Here is a 20,733-nt window from a genome sequence, read left to right on the forward strand (position 1 = left end):
GACATAGGGTCGAAACGAGGCAGAGTTGCGGCGCATGCAACTCCGCGTTCACGCTGGAGGCGAGAAGGCAGCGCTCACGCGCCGCCGAACCTCCAGACGGGGATGCCGAGCCGCTTCGCCTTGTCGGCGAGGTTGTCCTGGATTCCCGTGCCCGGGAAATGCATGACGCCGATCGGCAGGAGTTCGAGCATGGCGTCGTTGCGCTTGAAGGGCGCCGCCTTGGCGTGCTTGGTCCAATCGGGCTTAAATGCGATCTGTGGCACCTTGCGAGTGGTCGCCCATTTGGAAGCGATAAGCTCCGCCCCTTTGGGCGAGCCGCCGTGGAGGAGGACCATGTCCGGATGCTTGGCGTAGACCTTGTCGAGGCGGTCCCAGATGAGGTGGTGATCATTGAAGTCGAGCCCGCCGGTGAGCGCGATCTTCGGCCCAGAGGGCAGTATGACCTCGGTTTCAGCGCGACGCTTGGCAGCCATGAAATCACGGGAGTCGATCATCGCTGCAGTCAGCGTGCGGTGATTCACCAGCGATCCCGATCGAGGGCGCCAGGACGATCCGGTGTGAGTCTCGAAGCGTTCGATGGCCTGGTCGCGGAAGAGCTCAAGGCAGTTGCGGCGCTCGATCAACGTGATGCCCTCGGCCGTCAAGCGCTCGAGTTCGACTGATCGTACCTCGGAGCCATTCTGCTCGCGCTGGCTCTTCTGCTGCGCCTGTTCGTTGTCGTCGAGTTGGCGACCGATGCGGTCGACGGCACGATGGAATAGGTTGACAGTCGACCAGAGCAGATCATCGAGGTCCAGCTCGAGCCGCGTGTCGCTCAACGTGGCGACCAGGGCATCGAAGATGTCAGCGACGGCACCGGTAATGATCCTGCCCTCGGGCAGCGGCCGTGGATCGGGCTCGTCGAAGGGGCGGTAACCGAAGAGCTGCAATTCGGTAAGAACGTGTTCGGTCGCAGATGTGGCGTGCGGCGGTTCGATGTCATCGTGGTCGGTCATTGGAGGGACCCTTTGCCGGATCGGCCGCGCCCATCGCGGCCTTCGTGGCGATCACTCAGACGGCGGGCGGAGCGGGCCAGAACCCGAAAGGGCCGAAGCGGCAGCGGAGGATGGCGGAGGCCGGCTATTTTGCTTCGCGATGCAAAGCGCGCTGGTTTGACAGCTGATGTGTCTTCTCGTCGCTCGCGCGCGGCGGAAAATAGCCGGACGCAGCCATTGCCGGCCCGAGCCGCTTGCCGTCCGATCGCCCTCTAGAAGGCCGAGGTTCGCGCCTCTTCCGGGCAATGGCCTCGTTATGACCGAGCTATCAACGTCGATCGAAGCACCAGCCTATTCTGCGGCGACCATCGACGAATGCAGGAAGCGGACGACGTCCTCTGGCACGAGTTGAAGCCGCAATGCTGCTCGGAGGGTCTTGAGGCCGAAAACGTGCAGGTCTTCGTTGAAATCGCCCAGCCGGGGCGACAGAGCGATCGCTTCAACGCCGGCGTCTTCTGCGCGCCGGGTGAGCGCCGCCTGAACGGCATCTCCGGCCGCATCGTCGTCCAGCGCAATATAGAGACGACGGAGGCCAGCCGGCAGTACCAGGGCTGCTAGGTGATTGGCCGAAAGCGCTGCGGCCATGGGCAAGGTCGGCAGTATACAACGCAGCGACAGCATGGTCTCGATACCCTCACCGGCAACGAGCACGTCGTCTATGACACCGAAACGAACTGCGTTGCCGAGCAGGTCGCCCATGGCTCGTCGCGGCGTGTCGATCGGAGCCTTGCCGAGCCGCACGCGATCAAAGCCGTCTGGATCGAGCCAGGTTCGGTGCACGCCGGTGATCCGGCCATCGAGATCCGTGACGCAGGCTATCATCGCCGGCCAGGTTTCGGTCGGCGAATGCTCGTCCGGTCGATAGTAGCAACGAGGGTGGAAGCGCAGGCTGCCATCATGATGAGCAAGGGCTATTCCGCGACGCTGCAAGTACGTTTCGGCTACCGTCCCCTCGATCGGGCTGGATATCGCAAAGAGCCGGCGGGCGGCTTCCTGCGATCCAGTTGGCGCCACCGAACGAATGGGTTTCGAGGCAGGCAGCGGCTCAGGACGAGGCAGCTTCAGAAACCGCCTCGCTTCCTCAGTGACCTCGCTGAAGTCGCGCAAACCCCGGCATTCGCGGATAATGTCGAGGAGGTCACCATGTTCTCCGGTCGCAGCATCAGTCCACTTGCCGGCTGGACCCTTCGGTGATTGTTGGAGCCGCACGAACATCGAGCGGCCCGGCGTGTTGCGGACGTCGCCCACCACCCAGTACCGCCCTGCTCGCTTGCCATTGGAGAGATAGTATCGGCACACGGCCTCGGCCTCGCGCGCGAGGCGGCGTGCCAGTTCGCAAGGCGCGGGGGACATCACGCGGCCTCCCGCTCACTGACGCGCGCGACCGGGTAGGTGTCGAGCACCTTTGTCAGGATCCCGACGCCGCTCGCGTCCGTGGGCACGAACATCCGCAGCTTCCAGGAGATGATCTCACCAAAGAGGCCATAAGCGCGGAGGCGATCGCGCATCGTGTCGGTGAACCCCGACAGCTCGATGCGGCAGGCGCCCATCACCCGGACGCGACGAAGCTGGAGCCCCTCCGTGAGGTCGAGGACGGTGCGTCCCTTCATCACCGCGGCAAAGGCAGCGTCCGGCGACAGCGTGGGCGCGTCCGCCGAGATGGCGTTCGCGACCCACGCGACAGAAACCTTGCGGCCAATGACGCGTTCGCCCGCGTCGGTCTGGAGCCGATAAACACGAGTCGATTCGTTCGGCAACCGTTTCCAGATCGGTAGCAGCAATCCCGCAACGACGTGGATCGCGCTTTCCGTGAACTCAGGCACCTCGGCAAGCTCAGCCATCCAGGCCGCGGCAAAACCTTCGCGATCCGCTTCGACCCAATGGCTCTCCAGCATCATGTTCAAGGGGACGTGGTGCTGCTCCATAGGCCGGATCAGGCGGACGCGGCGCTCGATCTCGCCGTCGTCGAGCATGATGCTCGAGCCCGGAACCTGCACGGCGGCCCGACCCGAGCGCTCGTTGATCAGCAGGACCGCATGATCGGAAAGACGAGCAAGGGCGTCGTCCAAACCAACAGGATGGTTACGCTGGCGCTGGACGATGGTGAGTAGCCGCGTCTCGGCGCCTGTGCGCGGATGGACATAGATCGTTCGCCGTTCGCTGACGACAAAGCTTTCGGCGCGGAGCGTTTCCAGCCCGAGGTCGTACGTGCCCGATGCGACGGCGCCCTCGATCCGGGCGGTCAAGAGCTGCTCGAAGGCAGTGAACAGGACATTTTGCAGGTCGATGGTGAGGGCCAACAACCTGTTCAGGAAGGTCGTGATCGGCGGAAGGTCATCCCTGAGCCCATTGGCATCCGTCAATTTCAGGCCGGTCGCATCCTCGAACCTCTCGAGCGAGCATCCTTCGACCTTGCCTCGCACCAGCAACGTGTAGAGTTGACGCAACGCATCGCGCCCATACTGGCTTTCGAGATTGTCCTCAGGCCGGAACAGCCCCTGCCCTCCGGTCTGGCGCTGGCCGCGCGTGATGGCCCCCAATGTGTCGAGCCGGCGGGCAATGGTGCTGAGAAAGCGCTTTTCCGCCTTCACGTCGGTCGCGATGGGCCGGAATAGCGGCGGCTGCGCCTGATTGGTCCGGTTTGTGCGGCCGAGCCCCTGGATCGCAGCATCCGCCTTCCAGCCGGGCTCGAGCAGATAGTGGACCCGCAAGCGGCGATTCCGGGCCGACAACTCGGCGTGGTAGCTCCGACCGGTGCCGCCCGCGTCGGAGAACACGAGGATCCGCTTGATGTCGTCCATGAAGGCCGAGGTCTCAGCGAGATTGGCCGAACCGGCGCGGTTTTCGACCACCAGCCGGTCGCCCCTGCGGACGACGCGGCGCGAGCGGCCGGTCACTTCGGCGACCATGTCGGTGCCGAAGCGCTGGACGATTTGATCCAGCGCGCCGGGTACCGGAGGCAGCGAGGCGAGTTTCTCGATGAGGCGGCCGCGTCGTGCGACGGCTTCCCGGCTCTCAACCGGCTGGCCATCGCGATAGACAGGCCGAGAGCAGAGGTTGCCCTCAGAATCGGTGAACGGCTCGTAGAGCTGGACCGGGAAGGAATGGGCGAGATAGTCCAGCACATACTCGCGCGGGGTGATGTCAACCTGGACGTCGCCCCACTCTTCGGTCGGAATCGCGGCGAGCCGGCGCTCCATCAGCGCTTCGCCCGTTGAAACAATCTGGATGATGGCGGCATGACCGGCGTCAAGATCGCGGTCGATCGATCGGATGAGCGACGGCGTCTTCATCGAGGTCAGCAGATGGCCGAAGAAGCGCTGTTTGGCGCTCTCGAAGGCGGATCGGGCCGCGGACTTTGCCTGCCCGTTCAGCGTTCCGGTTTCTCCGGTGATGTTGGCGGCCCGCATCGCCGCGTCGAGGTTGTTATGGATGATGCTGAATGCATCGGCATAGGCGTCGTAGATGCGAACCTGCTCCGGCGTAAGCTGGTGTTCAACAAGTTCGTACTCGACGCCCTCATAGGACAATGAGCGGGCGGCGTAGAGACCGAGCGCCTTGAGGTCGCGCGCGAGCACCTCCATCGCCGCGACTCCACCCTCCTCGATTGCCTCGACGAACTCCGCGCGTGTGGCGAATGGGAAATCGGCACCGCCCCAAAGGCCGAGGCGTTGGGCATAAGCGAGGTTGTGGACCGTGGTGGCGCCCGTCGCCGACACATACATCACGCGAGCGTTGGGCAAGGCGTGCTGGAGCCTCAGGCCCGCCCGTCCCTGCTGAGAGGCCGGCTGGTCGCCGCGCTCGCCTTTGCCGCCGACCGCATTCTGCATGGCATGGCTCTCGTCGAAGACGATCACTCCGTCGAAGTCGGAGCCCAACCATTCAACGATCTGCCTGACACGCGAAAGCTTCTCGCCACGCTCGTCGGTGCGTAGCGTGGCGTAGGTGGCAAAAAGGATGCCTTCCGAAAGCCGGATCGGTGTGCCCTGGCGAAACCGGGACAGGGGCGTAACAAGCAGCCGCTCCATGCCGAGCGCGGACCAGTCGCGCTGGGCATCTTCGATGAGCTTGTCGGATTTGCTGATCCAGACCGCACGGCGGCGTCCCTTGAGCCAATTGTCGAGCAGGATCCCAGCGACCTGCCGCCCCTTGCCCGCGCCGGTGCCATCGCCCAAGAACCAGCCGCGGCGAAAGCGGACGGCCTTCTCGGCGTCGTCGCGCGCGGCGGCCACAACATCAAAGGTCGCATCGACTGTCCAGGAGCCCGTCAGGAATTCGGAATGAGCCTCGCCCGCATAAATGACGCTCTCTATCTGGGCGTCCGAAAGAACTCCATTTGCCACCGGGGTCGAAGGCAGGTGCGGACGGTAGGACGGCTTCGGCGGCGCAACAGACGCCATCGCCGCGGACTGTACGAGCTTGGTCGGATGCGCGCACGATCCGGGAATATGCATCGACTGCAATCCGTACTCCTCATAGAGCGCATCGGTGAGGCGGGCGCCTTCTGGCGGCGACCATTCGACGGTCTCGTACGCAAGTTCCGTACCTTCCGGCGCGCTCCCCGAAGTGGACGAAGTGCTTGGTGTAATTGCGACGGCCGATCGGGGCATTGCCGGGCGCCTAGCGAGGTCGGCTACGAGCGGCGCGGCGACGGGCAGCCTCGGAGGCACATGCTGGGTTATCCAATTTAGCATGGTGGCGACATCGCCAGCCATGCCTTGCGAGTCGGGAAATGCCTTCGGATCGGCGGCGGGCAACTTGTCGATTACGAGCAGCCTCGTGTCCGTCTGGGTGCCGTGCTTGGCGTAGACGGCGCCGTCGATCGAGGCAGAAAACACCACGCGTCCGCGCTCTTGGAGGCGAACAAAGGAATCGGTCCACGCCGGGTTATCCGGCGCAAGGCCTACGCCAGCGATGGTGACGAGGCGTCCACCATCGCAAAGACGCGCGAGCGCCGAAGCGATGTGCCGGAAAGCAGCGTCGGCCATCCGCCGATCGACATTTGCCACCGCGGAGAACGGCGGATTCATCAGAGCGACGCTCGGCACGACGTTCGCATCGAGGTGATCATCGATCTGCGCGGCGTCGAACCGCGTGACCTCAACGTTGGCAAACAAATGATCAAGCAGCGCCGCTCGGCCTTCGGCCAGCTCGTTCAACATCAGAGAGCCGCCGGCGAGCTCGGCAAAGATGGCGAGCAAGCCGGTCCCCGCGGATGGCTCCAGAACACGGTCGGCAGGCGTGATGCCGGCTGCGGCGCATGCGGCCAGCCCAAGCGGCATCGGCGTCGAAAATTGCTGAAGCGCCTGACTGTCCTCAGAACGCCGCGTATGGGTCGGCAGACAGCTCGCGATTTTCGCGAGCATTGGCAGCATCGCGGCCGTCGAGCCAGCCTTGGCGCGCATGGCCGGGCCGAACTTGCGAAGGAATAGAACGGTTGTCGCCTCGCAGACGTCATAGGCGGTCTTCCAGTTCCAGGCGCCGGTCGCGTCCGAGGCGCCGAAGGCAGCCTCCATGGCGCCACGCAGGACGGCGGCATCGATGCGGCGGCCGCGTTCGAGATCAGTCAAGATCTGGCGGGCGGCCTTGAGGGCGGCAGAGGTGAGAGTGGCAGCGGCACGCATCGAGAGCGGCGCGGCGGCAGCGCCGCCTGCAAGAGACTCGGTCATGTCAGGATTTCTCGGGAGAGCGGGAACGGGTCGAACCACCAGGCGCTCTCCTTTGACCCGACGGCTCAAACCCTTCCCGGCCCTGCTCTCCCTCTCAGCCCTCGCCCATAAAAATGGGGACCGGCGTTACACACCGGTCCCCAAACAACTGCGGGATGGCCGGAGCCATCCCGCTCTGTGTCACTCAGCCGCGTCGAGCTGCTGCGGGTCATCGTCGCCGGCGTTCTCCTGATCCTCATCGTCAGCGAGGAATTCGGGCAAGGGGCTGGCGTCACCCTCCTGCTCCACCGACGACACGCTGGGCTCGACGGAACGCAGCGGCTCTGGCAACCAGCCCGAGCCATCGAGAAGCCGCTCGGCCTCCTTGGCCATCTCGGCCTTCTTCAGGTGGTCGATCAGTTGCGCCGAGGACTCGCCCTTGGCTTCCCGCACCGCCTCCAAAATGCGAGGCTTGGTAACCCGGCCAAGATAGCTGTCGACGGTCGGCCGCCAGCCGGCCTGCACCATGTCGAGGCCGACCGCCCGCGCCAGCACATTGGCCTGGTCGAGACGCGTGCGGACGCCGTGGGCGGAGACACGGCCCTGATTGTAGCGGTTGGCCGGCTCATAGAGAGCGTTGACCGCAAATGAGGCGCAGTGAGCGAACAAGGACGCCTGAGCGGTGCTGTCGAGGGCTGTGAGCGCGTCCCAAAGATCGTTTTCGCCCTTCGGCAACCGCGCTTTCCAGGACTCATGCCGCGCCTCAACCGCCTTCGCCGACGCGCTCTCCCGCAGGCCAGGAGCTTGAGCGGGAAAGGTCGGCGTGCGAAGTCCGATCTCGAGGCAGCTTCCGGACGAGGCGAACCGGTAAAAGGCCGTCAGCACGAAGTTGTGCAATACCGCCTGGAACGCGATCGCGGGATTTTCTGCAAGAGCGTCCCGCAATGCCAAGGTGCGATGCGCCGTCAGTTCGGTGATGAGCCGATCCGGCAGAGGTTTGGTCGCGTCCTCATCCTCCTCTTCGGCGTCAGCAGCACTACCTGCGATCGCGATGACCGTCCGCTGAACGGAGCTACCTGTCTCTTTCCCCTCGATCGGCTGGGCATCGGCGCCCTGACCGACTTCAGCATCGACCGTGGAGACCTCGTCCTCCGACCGGACATAACCCCGGTCCACAGACAGACGCCCTTCGGAATCGATGCTGACGAAGACGCCGGCGCGGACGATCTCAGCCGGCTTGTAGATCATCGGCCGCTCTTCGAACGCGAGCAGCGCCGCTTCGATCTCGCCGAGCGGCTGGTCGACCTCGTCGGGCAGTTCGTCGGCATCCTGATACTCGGATTCAAGCCTCGCCTGCTCCGCGTTGAGTGCGTCGATCGTGGCCTGCTCCTCCGAGGAGAGCTCGACAGGCTTGCCCTCGAGTTCGCGCAGGCCGTTGGTATGGCCGTACGGGAAATCGACCGCCACCGAAATCCACTTCCAGCCTTCGGTCGCGACCTTTTCCGCCTCGAGCTTCAGATTGTCGGTGACAAGACGGTCCAACAGGGCAACGTCCTGCAAATATCCGCCATCGTCATGCTCGAACAGATCGCGCAATACGCCGCCGCCTGCCTGTTCGTAAGCCTCGAGGCCAACGAACCGAGCGCGGCGATCGGAGGCGCGGACCGTTTGTTCTGTCAGCAAGCGCCGGATCTGGTAGGGCTCGTCGTAGCGCGATCGGCTGACTTGCTCCCAGACTTGCTCCTGGCGAGCATGATCGGCTGTCACCGAGAACGCCATTAGTTGCTCGAGCGTCATGCCGTCCTCGGCATAGATCTCGTGCAGCTTGCTCGAAACCGAGGCCAGTCGAAGCCGCTGCTTTACGACGGCCGGCGTCACAAAATGCCGGGCAGCGATGTCTTCCTCGCTCATGCCACCTTGGTGGAGACACTGGAAGGCGCGAAACTGATCGAGGGGGTGCAGGCCGACCCGCTCGTCATTCTCCGCAAGCGAGTCGTCTTCTGCGATGCCCTGGTGGCGCACCACGCACGGAACCGCTTGCGTCTTCGCCATGCGCTTTTGCTTCACGAGCAGTTCGAGGGCGCGATAGCGCCTGCCGCCTGCAGGCACTTCGAACATGCCGGTCTCGTTCCCATCGGCATCAACGACGGCCCGAACGTTGAGGCTCTGCAGGAGCGTGCGCGTCGCGATGCTTTCGGCGAGCTGCTCGATCGAAATGCCCGCCTTCACATGACGGACATTGGATTGGCTCAGCACCAGCTTGTTGAACGGAATGTCGCGTGAGGGCGACAGGGTGATCTTCTGGACAGCCTTCGTCATGTCGATTCTCCACGACGGGCAGCCAAGAGCCTCTCTCTCGGCCTTCAACCCGTCGCGAAAAACGACCTGCCCTCTCACTCTCTTACCCGCGGCGGCCGAGGAGAACCTCACGCCGCTTCCTGCTCGGCTCCCTCCGCCGCCATGTCGACAACCGCTTCCGGCAAGAACCCAAGGAGATAATCCGCAACCTTGCTGGCTTGCGAGGCAGCTCGCACAATCGCGCGACTGTCCCCTCGCAGCACCTCGAGCCAGGAGCCGATATAGTCGGCGTGCCGCACCGTCGGCACGATGCCGAGCGAGGCGCAACCGAATGCGGACGATATCTCAGCGATCAATTCCTCAAAGGCGTACTTCTTGGTGCCGTAGCCGCCCGACAAGTCGCGGTTGAGGCGTGACGGATGGCCGCTGGCATGCGCTAACTCGTGCAAGGCCGTCCGATGCCAATTGATCGGCTCGAAATAGGCTTGCGGTGGCGGTACCTGCACATAGTCTTCTGCCGGCATATAGAAGGCGCGGTTGCCGCCAATGCGGAAGTCGATCCCGGTCGCCTCGATCAGATATTCAACCTTTGGTTCGATGAGGCCCGGCGGCGGAGGTGGCGCTGTCGCTGCAATCTCCGAAGGCAAGCCATCGCACTGATCGGTGTTGAAGACCGTGAAGCGCTTGAGGAACGGGATAGCCTGCGCTTCGTCGCCTGTTTCGCTGGCACGCCGCTTTTGTTCGATCGGCACAAAGCGGTCGGCATAGACGACGGTGGTGCCGCGCTCGCCCTTGCGGACGTGACCGCCGAGCGACAGCGCCTGGCGGAAGGTAAGCCAGCTCTGACCTGTGAATGCGCGTTCGGTAGCAGCCCCCCAGAGGATCAGAACGTTGATGCCGCTGTATTGACGGCCCGTCGCAGCGCTTTTCGGCATGGCCAAAGACGCCGTCGCCGCCGCGGTACCCCAGGGCTGCACCCACGGCACTCGGCCGGCCTCAAGTTCGCCGATGATCTTGTTGGTGATTTCGTCATAAAGGCTTGTCCGGTCCTCGCCGGCGCGCCCCCGAAGATAGTGCCTGGACATCGCGGATCTCCGCGACGGACGCCGCGAGCCTCTCTCGCAGCCTGTAACCCGTCACGGCAAAACCCGGCCGGCACTCTTACTCTCAGCCTCTTCAGGCGGAATCGACGCCCGTGATTTGCGAGAGTGCCGCACGCACACAAGTGGCCAGGCGTGCGCCAAGGGCGCATCGCCTCACCGCAAAATGGCACCCGCAGGAGCGTGAGCATAGCGACGCCGAAGGCGGCACGCGGGACCGAGTGCAGCGACGAGACCGGTTAAAAGGGCACCCGGGAACGGGGCAGTGATAGCGACGCCGTCATACTTCTTGACGGCGGGACCCTTTCCCGAGTGCCCCCGGCGAGGAGCTCCGCATCACCTTGCGCGAGGGATCGAAGCCGGATGGCCGAGACGCGAAGCGGCTCGGTTCACGAGAGCCCGGTGCGGCGAAAGCCGCACGCGCGCAAGCGAAAGAATTCGCCAGCCGGGGATCCAGATTTCCTCGCGCGCATTCGTCTGCGCTTCATAGATCTTGATCTGAAGCATGGGAAAACGTTTCTTTAGTTCTTCTCTACCTGCCCTGGCACCGTCCCTGGTTGCAAATTCGGCTTTGAGTAGTCCGTCCACTTCAAGCGCGTAACCAGAGGCCGGCACGTCACGGGTTACTGCAACCATTACATTCCCATTGTGCAGTCAGGCGATTGGGGATGATGGGTAGCGTGAATCGCCGAAGCCGCGCCAGACCGGTCTGCCAAAGGCGGCGGTTGGCCATCCCCGCTGTGGATTGATCAGACGGTGTTGGCCGCGTTCGCCCAAGGCCCGATGCCTTCCACGATGTCGTGATCGACAAAGGTCTTGTCACGTCTCTCCAGGGTCTTGTCCATCGCGCGCTTTAGTTCCGCCCGGTTGAGCTGTACATGTGCGAGCTTAAGAGCAAAGAAGCCGTCACTGATGGCTTGTCCTTGCACGTCATCACGCATCCAGGTCCAGGCACGCCCGTCCGCCGAGCGCAGAAACAGCACCCAAGCGGCATAAGCCTCAACTGCATCCTGAGCTGCGAGATAAGCCTTCCACCAATGATGAGCGCAGGCTTCACGCCAGCGCAGCCGCGCGGCCTTGCCGCGCAGATTGTCAATATCCGTGCGGACCGGGCCTTCGGGCCAGGCCTCCGGAACAGGGAGCGCATAGCCGGTGCCGAGCCCGTCCAGGAGGGCGCCACGTCGCTGCCGCCAAGTCAGCGACGAGGCACGATCTGTGGCCGCAAGATCGGCGATCCAGGCGGCCTTGCCATTGTACGACGCCGCCAAGGCGACATTGAAGAGGCTCTGATCCGAATGGCAGAATGGCAGGCTGACAAGTTCGTCCCTAAGAGCGACCACGGGCGCCGAATCGGGAACGCGAAACACGATATGCAGCAACTCGTCCACACCCGCGGGTCCAATGTAGCGTGTTGTCACGGTCATGCGCAGTGCGCGCCACAGGGCGGCACCGCGCTTAGGATCTCCAATGAGCAGCGCCTCACACAATGCAAGGAACGCAGTCTCCGCGAGGCGCACACGTCTGCGGAAATCCGTGCTGATGTCGTGCGAGCCCTCCAGCCAGCGATCGATCATGTCGGGAGCATGTTGGATCACAGGTCCCAGATCGATGGCATCAATATTGGTCAGATAGAGGCTCGCTCCTGATTGCCTTGCTTCCTCGATACGCGCGGTTGCGGTCTCTACCGCGCGCTGGTGTGCCTTGATGCGCTCATCGGCATCGAGCACAGCGCGGATCGCTGCCGGGCTATGTCGATCCTGCGGATCGGGCCTCGGCTGCACGGAAACGAAGAACGGTGTGAATCTCTTCTCCGTCCGGTCGACCGTGAGTGTCGAGCCCGGGTCGGGTTCTGCGATTTTGTCGGCGGCAAGCACGTGACTGAAGATCTCGGCGGCAAGCCGCACCTCAGCGGGGTCGGCGCCGCGGACACGTGCCGCTTCCAGCAGGCGCCACGGCGCAAGCCGCGGCCCCAACTGGTCGAAGGGCAGAGCCGATTCGGCTCTGATAAGTGCGCCGGTGCCATAATGGTTGACCCAGACATCAGCCGACGGGCTCCAGCCCCAGGCCTTTGCGGCAAGATAGCGCCCAAACCGGGCGGCATCGGCCAGCGTCAGCATGCGAAACAGCACACCATCCAGATCATGATCGGGCTGATCGATCAAACCGGTCAGCCACGACCAGGCGCTGTCGCTCAAGCTGCCCGGGTGAACCGACAAGAGCACGACGAGATCGCGCCGCTGCTTGGCAGGCGCTGCGCCGTAGCGCGCAATCAGGGCGTCAACGTCCGCCGCAGACGGAGTTTGCATAACCTCGGCAAAATCGGCAGGAATGAATTTGAGGTCGGCCGCAATGAGCCTATCGAACTGGGTCTGTGTATCACCAAGGGACTGCAGTTCGATCTTGAGCAGCTCGCTCGCCGCGAATCCCTCATTATTCTCGTCTTTCTCGTGCACGCTCAGGCGCAAGCCCTGTGCCGACTGCGCCTCCGCCGTCCCCGCCAGGATGAAAGCCTCGGTGGCGTGAATGGCGCTCCAATAGCGTGACTCGGACGGACAGGACGCGAAGCTTTCCATTTTGCGCCGTAGCAGATCGGCGAGAAGGTCGGGAGCGCATCGCGCGAGCGCCGGTTGGACTTGTTCGAAGAACAATTCTTCCGGGACACGTCCCATCTGCCGGTGGAGCGTCGTCACATCAAAGCCGGCAGCGGCGGAACGCAATTCCTCGACAAAGCCTGTTGGCGGCTGAAAGGTTGGATCGAGCCAAAGCTCGGCTGTGCGCTGCAAGCGAGTATGGAGAGGCCGCTCCTTGTCCTCAAGCGCAAGGTGCGCGTGCCGGCGCTCGAGCGCAAAGAAACTCCCGCTCGGATTCGGCAAGTAGTCTTTCTCATAGGTGTAGTGCCGGTCGATGCCGGGGTCGAGGCGAGCGGCGCATTCCTCGTCGGCTTCCTGCCCGCTGAGCCAGAGCAGGAGCACCGCTGCGCGGGCTGGAAGCTGCGGGTGAATGCCGGATTCGGGCGCGCGCGAGCCGATGTCCTGCGACAGGGCGCGCAGGGCAACAGCTGTGGGTTCGGGATCGAGCTCATTCAAGTAGCAAAGCCATTTCAGGCCCTGCCAGCCATCCGCGTGTCCGCGGATGGCTGAGGCGACCGCGATGGCTTCGAAACACGGCGTGATCCTCGACAAAGGAAAGCCTTCGAGGATCGCAGGCGCTGCGGCCTGCAGCCTGCCATCGTCGCGATCGACGAGACGCAGCGTAACGCCCAGCACCGTCAATGGTCCGGACGAATCGGTCCCGATACGGCTGCGGTAACGCTCCGCACGACGCCGCTCGAAGTCGGCATTGGTGTCGGGCCTGTTATCGACTTCGCGCGATACCATCGAGAACCAGGCACGGACCCGCGCCACGATCGCAGCCAATTGCGCGCCTTGGGTTCGCGGGATGGCCCGAAGCGCATTGACTGCCCACATTCGAGCCGATGCCTGAGCGTGCGCGTCCGACTGTTCCACTGCATCGAGGAGGGCGTCTGGAATGCTCGGTGCGAGGCTCGCAAGCTCTCGGCGGTGACCATCGGTGACGTTCTGGGTTTGGAGCCACGCTGTGACCAGAACGCCGCCGATGGGCGTTGTGAACGGGCCTCCGCGCTCGACAAGGATCGAGACGGTCGCCCGGAGAATTTCTGCGCGCTGATCGAGGCCTGCGATCGGGTCGAGCCATTGCGTAACCTCGGTCTCGGCCGCCGCGAAGGTCGCTCCTCCCATCGCATCGAGATGCGCAAGCAGCGCGGCCCCGAGCGCGTGGGCTACGACAGTCGGACTGAGCTGCATTGCACCTGAGGGTCCGGGCCCTGCGAAGCGCCCATCAATGATGTCGCTCAGCCGGGCATACACCTCCCGCCCGGAGAGATCGGGCCGGCTTGCCGTTTCGCCAAGGCTCTTGAGCGAGAATTCCTGGATACCGCCGCGGTAGCGTCCGGCGATTTCAGCAAGCCACGCCCGCCAGTCGTTTTCACTGAAGGATTTGCCGGCGCGATCGCCGAAGGTATCCCGCCCATATTCCCACAACAGCCGGTGGACTGTGACCTGACCTGCCTCCACGAGCCGATCGCGAAAGCGGATGACGAGCTTGAACAGGCGCGGCGTGCGCGCAAGTTCGATGAGTTCGGGATGCAAATCTGCCTGTGCAAGGTTCTCGAAAGCGAGCATCTGATCGAGCTCGCCGCCTGACGTCGCATCATAGACGTCGACGACGACGGGAACGGCCGGAACGACAAGTCCGCGAAGGCCCGAGAGCTTGTCTTCAAAATGATGCCTGCGCGTGCTGATGATCACGCGCACCCGCCCCTCGAAGGCTACGCCCTGGAGGGCCTTCAGGAGCGATAGCCAAGGAACCGAGGGCTCCTGATTGAGGCCATCGAACAGCAACGTGAGAACGGGCCCCTCTTCCCTCGGCCGCTTGAGGAGGTAAGCAAGCCGACGCAACCAATGCTCGGGATCGCGGGTACCGGTAAGCTCGCAGAGCCGCTCGGCCAAAAAGCGCCTGAGGGTCGATTCCGAGATTCCGGTCAGACCAGCAAGCGCCGAAGAGGGAACGGTGAGGACAATCGGCTGTTCGGGCAGCCGGTCGGTCAGCCAGTCGAGCGCGGCCCAGGTCTTGCCGACACCGTCCCACCCGATGATCGCCGTCGGCGCGTCGCTGGCGGCAGCACCCCGCCACCAGGCATCCAGCGCATCATGAACACGCTGGCGCCGCACCCTCTTGGACTGAGCACCTCCTGCCGCATCCTGCCCAAGTTCAGCGTTCGACATGCGCTGCGAGGTCCAGATGCCCTGCAGCTTGCGGTGCGATTCGGATCGCAGGCTTTCGAAGCCGAGAGACCAGACCTGCAGATTTCGGCGCAGGCTGGCGATGGCCTCGCCCATGGCAGGTTGCAGGTGACGTGCGTGATCGGCAGCTTCTTGTGAGAACTCGGCTTGCACGAGATCGGGGCCAAATGCGCACAAGGCAGCGAGCGGTGCGCACTCATGATCCTTCCAGTCGATGACTAGAACGGGAATGCCGAGCCGTTCGCCCTTTTGCACCAGGTCCTGGGTGAGCTGCTCCGGAACACTGCGCGTGGCAATCAGGATCCATGCTTCCAGCGCCTCGTCACGTGCCAGCGCATGGTCGATTTCGCCGAGGAGCTCGCGGTCGCTGAGGCTAGTGTCGTCGCCATATTTCTTGCACTCTAGGCGGAACCGGCGATCCTGCTGGCCGACTGCACCCGCATCGCCACCGTGTTGAAAGCCTGACTTGGCCACCGCGACCGAAATGCCGAGCAGGCGGCCCACAAGTCCGGCCGCGAGATTTTCTAGCTTGTGCGCGTTCTTCTCGGCCTGAAGCGCGGATTTCAATCGGCTCTGATGGGAAAGCTGTTCGGGGGTGAGCGGCATGACGATCGGTTGGAATGAATGAACTTGCGAGACAATTCCTGGAAGCGTGACCGGGCGCGACTAAACTCCTGCGCCAGAGCTGAGCCCCGTCCAAGGCAATGAGTGTGGGCGCCGAGGGCACGCTAACCTTCCTCGGCGGCCGATATCATGACAAGTCGCACCACGATGATTTACGGCCGGCGAGCCGCTATCCACTTCTTACATCCTTTGGCTAAGCGACCGGTAGTAGCGGTATTGAGTCGAGCCTGCCGGATGCTCGAACTGAAAGCAACCCGCGAAATTCTCGATCGCTTGCATGACCCCTTTCAGGGACGGTGCGGTGAAGGCATGGGTCTGTCCTGTCGCCCAATGCGAGAGGTAATTGCTCACGATAGTTGCCACCGAGGTGTTGAGCCCGGCGAGTTGGGCAGCGTCCAGGACCAGGCGGCCAGCTGCATCATGGAGATCGACTGCTGCCCTGATCGCGTCTATCAGGTTTTTCGCCATGTGCTTGTCGTCATTGAAGGCAATGCCGATGGGCACGGGAATCCCGACCTTGGAGATGACCTCCTCGAGCTTGAATTCGAGGTACTGTCTGATCCGAGGAGCGGCATCATCGGTGTTTCCCGTGTCGAGAAAGGCGTGAGTCGCATCGCGGATCTTATGTATTGCGCCCGACTGCGGTAGGACTGACGTTCGTGCCGTGCCCTGAATGCACTGATGCCACCAGCCACCGTCATTGGCATTGGTGTTGAACAGCTTCTCAAGGACGGTGTCGTGACTGAGAAGGATGACCTGCGGGCCATCCGGAACTCCGGGCCGGGCGAATTGTCCTTTGATCACGTTCATCAGATGAAACTGGTGCCCGGAATCAAAGCTCGATGTGACGTCATCGAGAATCAGAAACTTGGCGCCCCCGCCATAGAGCGAAGCGGCCGCCAGATAGACACTGATCGCGAAGGCGTTGCGATAGCTCTCGGAGAGAACGGCCTGGGCTGAGATGTCCGGCAGCGTCCAGAACTGAGCCAGCGAGATGAAAAGATCCTCGCTGCCGGCGCGCTTTTTCAGGGCCGGCACGACATCGGTGTACATGATCGCCGCGAAAATATCTCGGCTGACCGGTTCGATCGCGGCGAGGCGTCGCGCGCTTGCCGCGGACTCGGCACTTGCGAAGCATGAGCTGGCCGTGTCAAGGAAGCTCTTGACCCGGGCAAATCGCGCAAGCTCCGCAATGATGGCGGATTGCTCTCTCAGCGCGGCGCGCAAGTCCGACAAATTGCTCTGAAGGCGGCGTGCAGCTTCGGCCTTCTCCACCACAGCGGTGAGCTTTTCGGGAAGGCTCTTCTCCAGGGCGAGCTTCCTGCCGGTCAGCTCTTTGGCTTTGGCGACCGCGCGCTCGGTGAGCGTATTCTGCCATTCGGCCAGCGCGCGAGCGCGAGCCCCGTCCAGCTCGCCCTTCAGCCCGACGTCCTTTGCCTCGGCGAGCTGGGCCTGCTCATCTTCCTGGCGGCCCAATCGTTCCAGCTCGTCAAGCTGATTCCAGCCGTGTTCCGTCCACTCACGAGCCAGATTGGCAGAAGCCGTCGCCACGGCCTCAAACGCGGCGATCTTGTCGCGAACATGGTCGAGAATCGAATGGGGACTGGATTGATCACATGTCGGGCAGAGGCACTTGTCCACCCAACTGTCATCGGCAAGGAGGGTTTCGCTGAGGCCGTAGAGCTGGCGGAACAGATCTCCTTGCGTGAGCTTTAAGGCGGCATCACGAGCATCGGCCAGTTCCACGAGGCGCTTGGCATGCTCTTCGCCTGGCGCGGCTTTCAGAGCCTCTGACCACCTCACCTCATCGCGCAGGATTTTCGAAAGTTCTGCTCTTGCCTCACCTCCCTCGGCCGCTTTAGCTGCGTCAACGCAACACGAAGGATCAATCTCCTCGAACGTCCGTCCATCGCAGAGGGGCTTGAGCAGTTCGATGCCACTGAGAGCGGAATGCGCCTTCGCGAGCATCGTTGCTTCGGCTTCGGCCGGATCGTACTCGTCACCGACCAGCGCTGTGAAGGCTTCCTTGATATTGGCTCGGGCCCGCTGGACGGACACGACCGCACTGTTTTTCTTGGCTTCCTTGCCGGCGAGGCCAAAGTGATTGTTGAAAGCCCTCGTGTTTGTCAGCGAGGCCAACCCCTGTCGCAGGGATGAGTAGCGCTTCAGCCCCAGCAGCCCCGCGAAGGACCGGCCGCGCTTCTGCGGCGCAAAGTCAATAAAGTCCTGAAATGTCTTTCCGTCGAGAAGGACGAACTCGCGATTGAGGTCCGCCAGGATCGCATTTCCGTCTGCACCTGCACTCGCCGTAACCGTTCGCCCGCCGGCGGCATCACGCCGGACGCTGACATCGACCTCGGCGCCACCGCCGACAGGCACAAGGGTGAGGGTGATCGTTCCCACACCACCGGCATGAAAGCGGTTCAGATAATAGGACGAGCCCTTTTCGGCCGCAGGCAGATCATCGAGCTTGGGGATCCGGCCGGTGATCGCGTAGACCACCGCATCAAAGATCGATGTTTTTCCTACCCCGTTCGGCGCTGAAATGGAGTTGACGCAATCAGTCTTGAGTTTGAGGACGAGAGGGGCACCCTCGTTGTTGATGCCGCGAAAGCCTTCGATGGAGACCTTCTGAAGATACCAGCCGCTCATCGTGCAGGGCTTTCCTCAGAGGAGGCCTGCTGGGGTTCGACTGGCCCGGTTGCGACATACAACGCGTCCAGGAGCGCATCGTGATCGAGAGCCATTTCCAGGCTGAGCTTCGACAGGGCCCCCGAAAGGACCTCGGCCAGCGAATCATCGATCCGCTTGAGCGCGGTCGAGAGCGCCGAAATGTTTTCATCAACGGTTTTGCTATCGTCGATTTCGAACGCAATTTCAGTATTCGCCACTATCCTCCCCCAGGCACTAATCTTCCGTCCGTGCTCCTCAATGCCGAGACGCAAATGAGCGTTCTGCCACCGCTCTCGTGCAGGCAAATGGTACGGATTCGACCTCACATTCAACACGCCTAGCGCGTTATCCACCTCACAGACAGCGCGCACTTGGTACGTTTCGTACGGAGCTAAATCCGAGCGACCTCCTCAGCCGTGCGAGCAGGTTTCTTGGCGCCCCCCGCGTCGCAATTCCGTCGAATGCGACAATCGGCGGGGAGCGCCGCACCGCACCTTCAGACCGGAAGCGGCGCGGTTCCTCGCTCACGTGACCCCCCATTGTGTCTCCCGTTCCGGCCGTTGGCCCGCAGGATCGATGACTTCATCCTTCTCGGGGCCAAGGGGCCAGCCGCTTCTTACGCCGAGTTCGCAGATCCGAAAGGACGCAAGTACTCAACAGGAGACACCGCGTTAATTTCCAGCCCTGACAACCTGGACTTCGAGCTTGCACGCGCTGGACTTGAGCTCCAGGAAAATAGGCCGGCAGAATCCGCTCGGCGCTTCGAGCATCATCTGTTCGCCGGTAGATCTGGTTCCCTGGAAAACATATCGTCCCTGTGCCGCTTCCAGGGGCCGCTTTGCTGAATTCGCCATCAAGTACCCGTAATTCTTGTCGGAGCAACCGCGGACACTGGCATTCAGGTCAGGTAATTTTCCGGCACAGGTGAATTGCCAGGCGATCTCATCGCCAGACCGCGGCTGATAGCTCGAGCCGTCCAGCGCCTGTAGCGTGGTTTGGATGGACGTGTCGTCTCCGAATACGATGGAGAAGCGAGCCCCGTTGGGGTCTTGACGCACGGCTGGTCTTGCCGATCGCCCCGAGACAATCCGCCTCAGCGAGACGACCAGATGCTCGATAGCCTCATCGCGAGCAGGCGCCATCACAAGAACAAGCGCGGCCTGCTGGTCGAGCTCAGCCTGCAGGATCCCGGCATATCTTTGCCGCTCCGCTATGGAGCTCGGATACCCGGCGCGTCCCAGATAATCCGTCCACATCTCTCCGAGAGTCTTGCCACCGGGATACCCCACGCGGTCAAATGCGTTTGGCCCGAAGTCCGAGATAAACTTTTCTCGGGCAGCCGACAGCGCCGCGGATAGCCGCTGCGCAAGCTCGACCTTGGAAGGTTGGGACTGGGCCGCGGGGTCAGCAGACTGTGCAAAGACGGGGAGCTCAGTGGAAACGAAGATTGTGCCTGCCAAACCTAGGCAATACAGAGAGCTCTTCAGCAGAGAGAGGCAAAGAATTTTCAAGCAAACCTCCTAAACATCTTAACTCGGGTCACAACCTATGATTTGATACATGGAAATCGCACCTAATTTGCACTTTGCAAAAGCATACCGCAACCATTACTTGCAAGCTCTATGATCGAAGAAATTGGCGCCTTCCTAAATGCCATACCCGCTGCGGCGGCGAGCCCTCTCGCCCTTATCGCGTATCTGGCAACGGTCCTCGCCTGGACGCTGATTGCGTGGCGGGTGAAACGCTTCCAGATCCTGATGGACAAGATCGAGAAGCTGAAGGAGGAAGATCGCCTGGAGGCGATACGTATCGAAACTGGCCGCGTCGTGCCAAAGGGAATGACCGCCGAGCAGTATCTGCGCTCGCGTATTCATTTCTTCATATTCGCCGGCTTCCTTGCCTTCTGCGCCACCGCGGTTTTCGTTGCCTCAATGGCTCTCATTCGTGTGTACGAGCAGAAGGCTCGTGCGGACGGGTACATCAACGAAATACTCGGTCAGCCGTCCTCGCCCACACTTGAGGCCCCCTCACCGTACAAGAGTGCGATCAACACACTTGGCAACGGCCGAACCATGATAATGGAGGCGCAGGCCGAGGTAAGACCACCGCTCTCGAAGGCAGAACTCGACCGAATTGTTGCCGAGTGGCAGCTCCAGCATCTGTCGCCGGATCAAATTAATGACCGGCTCGCACAGGTGGCGGGAACGGCGCGGCTGAAACGAGCCAATCAGAAGCTGAGCGAGGTCACGGGCAGGATCGAGGCGATCTATGAGAAGCTCGCCAATTGCTTCCGAGCAGCGGAATGTAGGCCCGGTGATCAATTTTCAAGAATGTGCAATGCAGTCAAAAATATCCTCGCCACCATCGATCAGATCAATGCGGCCGCGCTTGCCATTCCGGGCGTGAATTTCAACGCCTCCGGGACGATTGCCTCACTCGGTGGCGGATCAATGGACATCAACTTTACCAAGCTGGCCTCGCCAAACGTAACCTATTTGGCCACCGTGGTCTGTGATCGAGATTAGGCCGAATT

At 62.5% G+C, this 20,733-nt stretch carries 11 protein-coding genes; 1 reads left to right on the top strand and 10 read right to left on the bottom strand.

The features are described 5' to 3' along the window. Nucleotides 1-74 precede the first annotated feature (74 nt). The 10 genes from ACNJYD_RS30725 to ACNJYD_RS30770 all read right to left on the bottom strand — a co-directional run bounded on the left by ACNJYD_RS30725 (nt 75) and on the right by ACNJYD_RS30770 (nt 19,711). Entirely contained in the window at nt 75-995 is a 921-nt protein-coding gene (locus tag ACNJYD_RS30725; RefSeq protein WP_439364214.1) for a DUF2493 domain-containing protein, read from the bottom strand. Nucleotides 996-1,325: 330 nt separating this feature from the next. Next, a complete protein-coding gene (locus tag ACNJYD_RS30730; protein ID WP_439364215.1) occupies nt 1,326-2,387 on the bottom strand; it encodes a DUF7146 domain-containing protein in 1,062 nt (353 codons plus the stop codon). Next, the gene (locus tag ACNJYD_RS30735; protein ID WP_439364216.1) at nt 2,387-6,703 is read right to left on the bottom strand and encodes a strawberry notch-like NTP hydrolase domain-containing protein; all 4,317 of its coding nucleotides are present in this window, start codon (nt 6,701-6,703) and stop codon (nt 2,387-2,389) included. The genes ACNJYD_RS30730 and ACNJYD_RS30735 overlap by 1 nt, the downstream gene beginning before the upstream one ends. Nucleotides 6,704-6,883: 180 nt before the next feature. Then, complete coding sequence (locus ACNJYD_RS30740) at nt 6,884-9,001, bottom strand: ParB/RepB/Spo0J family partition protein (protein ID WP_439364217.1); 2,118 nt, start codon at nt 8,999-9,001, stop codon at nt 6,884-6,886. 107 nt (nt 9,002-9,108) lie between these two features. Continuing rightward, nucleotides 9,109-10,065 (bottom strand): ArdC family protein, encoded by a 957-nt coding sequence (locus ACNJYD_RS30745; RefSeq protein ID WP_439364218.1) that lies wholly within the window; start codon nt 10,063-10,065, stop codon nt 9,109-9,111. Nucleotides 10,066-10,416: 351 nt separating this feature from the next. After that, nucleotides 10,417-10,716, bottom strand: coding sequence for a hypothetical protein (locus tag ACNJYD_RS30750; RefSeq protein ID WP_439364219.1), 300 nt, complete (start codon nt 10,714-10,716; stop codon nt 10,417-10,419). Nucleotides 10,717-10,829: 113 nt separating this feature from the next. Then, on the bottom strand, nt 10,830-15,509 hold the full coding sequence (locus ACNJYD_RS30755) for a hypothetical protein (RefSeq protein ID WP_439364220.1): 4,680 nt from the start codon (nt 15,507-15,509) through the stop codon (nt 10,830-10,832). A 198-nt stretch (nt 15,510-15,707) separates the two neighbouring features. Next, complete coding sequence (locus ACNJYD_RS30760) at nt 15,708-18,179, bottom strand: AAA family ATPase (RefSeq protein WP_439364221.1); 2,472 nt, start codon at nt 18,177-18,179, stop codon at nt 15,708-15,710. Continuing rightward, nucleotides 18,176-18,418, bottom strand: coding sequence for a hypothetical protein (locus ACNJYD_RS30765; RefSeq protein WP_439364222.1), 243 nt, complete (start codon nt 18,416-18,418; stop codon nt 18,176-18,178). The genes ACNJYD_RS30760 and ACNJYD_RS30765 overlap by 4 nt, the downstream gene beginning before the upstream one ends. A gap of 453 nt (nt 18,419-18,871) precedes the next feature. Next, complete coding sequence (locus ACNJYD_RS30770) at nt 18,872-19,711, bottom strand: hypothetical protein (RefSeq protein ID WP_439364223.1); 840 nt, start codon at nt 19,709-19,711, stop codon at nt 18,872-18,874. Between the two features lie 111 nt (nt 19,712-19,822). On the opposite strand from ACNJYD_RS30770, the gene ACNJYD_RS30775 reads away from it, so the two are divergent. Next, nucleotides 19,823-20,725, top strand: coding sequence for a hypothetical protein (locus ACNJYD_RS30775; protein ID WP_439364224.1), 903 nt, complete (start codon nt 19,823-19,825; stop codon nt 20,723-20,725). Nucleotides 20,726-20,733 lie beyond the last annotated feature (8 nt).

The organism is Bradyrhizobium sp. SPXBL-02, from assembly GCF_051853065.1.
Taxonomy (GTDB): Bacteria; Pseudomonadota; Alphaproteobacteria; order Rhizobiales; family Xanthobacteraceae; genus Bradyrhizobium.